Source organism: Mycobacterium sp. NPDC003449 (genome assembly GCF_053588415.1).
Genome location: NZ_JBSFPX010000344.1, coordinates 1 through 3,053 on the forward strand (window position 1 = coordinate 1; position 3,053 = coordinate 3,053).

Sequence of the window (3,053 nt, forward strand, 5' to 3'; positions counted from 1 at the left end):
GCTGTCGAACCTGAAGTACAAGTCGTTCGCCGACTTCGCGGCCGACCTGCTCGGCCCGTGGGCCGGCTTCTTCACCGGCTGGACCTACTGGTTCTGCTGGATCGTCACCGGCGTGGCCGACGTTGTCGCGATCGCCGGGTACGTCAGCTACTGGTGGCGTGACCTGCCGCTGTGGATCCCGGCGCTGGCCGCGGTGCTGCTGCTGATCGGGTTGAATCTGCCCACCGTCAAGGCATTCGGCGAAACCGAGTTCTGGTTCGCGTTGATCAAGATCGTCGCGATCGTGGCGCTGATCATCGTCGGCCTGGTGATGGTGTTCAACCATTTCGAGTCCCCCGGCGGTGCACAGGCCGATTTCGCGAACCTGTGGAACGACGGCGGTTTCTTCCCCACCGGCCCAATGGGATTCGTGGCAGGGTTCCAGATCGCGGTCTTCGCGTTCGTCGGGATCGAACTGGTCGGCACCACCGCGGCCGAGGCCAAGGACCCCGAACGCAACCTGCCCCGGGCGATCAACTCGATCCCCGTGCGCGTGATGCTGTTCTACGTGGTGGCGTTGACGGTGATCATCTCGGTAACCCCGTGGCGTGAGATCGTTGCCGAGCGTAGCCCGTTCGTGGCCATGTTCAGCCTGGCTGGCCTGGGCATTGCGGCATCGGTGATCAACTTCGTGGTGCTGACGTCGGCGGCTTCCTCGGCCAACTCCGGCATCTACTCCACCTCACGCATGGTCTATGGGCTGGCGCAGGAGGGCGACGCGCCACGCCGATTCGGCCGCCTCACCCCACGCCTGGTACCCGCCAACGCGTTGTTCCTGTCCGGGGTGTTCCTGCTGGCCGGTGTGGTCATGGTCGCGGTCGGCGATTCGATCATCGAGGCCTTCACGATCGTCACCACGATCTCGTCCCTGTGCTTCATCTTCGTCTGGACCATCATCCTCAGCAGCTACCTGGTCTACCGCAGGCGGCGGCCCGAGCTGCACGAGGCGTCGGCGTTCAAAATGCCCGGCGGCATCGTGATGTGCTACGTCGTGCTGACCTTCTTTGCGTTCCTGATCTGGGCGTTCACCCAGAAGTCGGACACCCTGCACGCGCTGCTGGTCACCCCGATCTGGTTCATCGTCCTCGGCGTGGCCTGGGCGGTGCTGCGCCGGCGCCCACGCCACCTGGTCCGTGCGGCCGAGTTCCGCGCCGGCCTGGACAGCCCCACCCAGGATTCACGTTAGGCACTGCGCCCCAACGTCTTTCGAATATTCCATCGATAGTGTATGGTGGGTTCAACCACAACTGAATACGCCGTTGACACGCAGCGGGAGAATCTCCGATCTTGGGTTTATCGGAGGCGCCGTAGGAGCAACTTCCTCCCCGGGAATCTCTCAGGCTCAATACCGCAGCGTCGAGGCAACTCTGGAGAACAGTGCCGGTCGACCAACCGGACACTTACCGAAGGTGAACAGCGCTGCGGCGCCCAAACTCTCAGGTTTCAGGACAGAGCGGGGAGGTGTCCTTTTCGATGTCCGGCTGCCCGGACGTTAACGAAACCGGAGCCACCTCGTGCCTGACCTCTCCAGCGATTTCCCCGCTCGCCACATCGGTCCCGATTCTGCCGGGACGGCGCACATGCTGCGGAGACTTGGGTACGGCGACATCGACGCATTGATCGATGCCGCCGTACCCGGGCAGATCCGCCTCGACGCGCCGCTGGACCTGCCCGCGGCCCGCAGCGAACAGCAGGTACTCGGTGGTCTGCGCGCCCTGGCCGACCGGAACCAGACCCGCGTCCAGATGATCGGGCTCGGCTATTCCGACACCATCACCCCCGCGGTGCTGCGCCGCAACCTGCTGGAATCCCCCGCCTGGTACACCGCGTACACCCCGTACCAGCCCGAGATCTCGCAAGGCCGCCTCGAGGCGCTGCTCACCTTCCAGACCCTGATCCAGGACCTGACCGCGCTCCCCCTGGCCGGCGCCTCCCTGCTCGACGAGGCCACCGCCGTGATGGAGGCCGTGCTGCTGATGCGGCGCGCGAACAAGGCCAAATCCGCCTGCGACACCGTAATTCTCGACGCCGACTGCCTGCCCCAGACCCTGGCCGTCGTGCAGGGCCGCGCGCAGGCGGTGGGCATCGAGGTCGAGGTGGCCGACCTGTCCGCGGGGCTGCCAGACGTCGACGCGTTCGGTGTGGTGTTCCAGGCGCCCGGCGCCAGCGGCGCGGTCCGCGACCTGTCCGGGTCGATCGCCACGGCCAAAGACCGCGGCGCGCTGACCACCGTTGCCGCCGACCTGCTTTCGCTGACCCTGCTGCGGCCACCCGGTGAGCAGGGCGCCGACATCGCGGTCGGCTCCGCGCAGCGCTTCGGTGTCCCGCTGTTCTTCGGCGGTCCGCACGCCGGCTATATGGCGGTACGCGACGGGCTGGAGCGGATGCTGCCGGGCCGGCTGGTCGGGGTGTCCATCGACGTCGACGGCAAACCCGCCTACCGGTTGGCGTTGCAGACGCGTGAGCAGCACATCCGCCGCGACAAGGCGACCAGCAACATCTGCACCGCGCAGGCCCTGCTGGCCAACGTGGCCGCCATGTACGCGGTGTACCACGGCCCGGACGGACTGCGCGCCATCGCCGCCCGAGTGCACGGCCACGCGGTCACCCTCGCCGACGGGCTGCGGGCCGCGGGCCACACCCTGGTTAGTGAGCAGTTCTTCGACACCGTGGGAGTCCGGGTCCCCGGGGCGGCGCGCGAGCTGGTCGAGGCCGCCGACCACGCCGGGATCAACCTGCGCCTCGTCGACGCCGACCATGTCGGGATCTCGTGCGACGAATGCACCACCGACGACGTGGTGCAACGGGTGCTGGCGGTCTTCCATGCCACCGATCCGGCACCGAACCAGTCGTCGCGTATCCCAGCGGAACTGGCGCGCACCTCGCCCTACCTGCAGCACCCGGTGTTCCATCGGCACCGGTCCGAGACGGCGATGCTGCGGTTCCTGAGGGAGCTCTCCGACAAGGACCTCGCGCTGGACCGCACCATGATCCCGCTCGGCTCGTGCACGATG

Annotated in this window: 1 protein-coding gene, 1 pseudogene and 1 riboswitch; the gene and the pseudogene both read left to right on the plus strand. The window is 67.0% G+C overall.

All coding sequences use genetic code 11. The annotated features are described in order from the left end of the window. On the plus strand, positions 1–1,225 hold a 1,225-nt coding region (locus ACWDTP_RS38040), incomplete at its 5' end, for an amino acid permease (RefSeq protein WP_450028380.1). 74 nt (positions 1,226–1,299) lie between these two features. Continuing rightward, a riboswitch (glycine riboswitch) is annotated at positions 1,300–1,400 on the plus strand. Between the two features lie 153 nt (positions 1,401–1,553). Then, positions 1,554–3,053 (plus strand): annotated as a pseudogene (locus ACWDTP_RS38045) (glycine dehydrogenase (aminomethyl-transferring)); the annotation flags it as partial.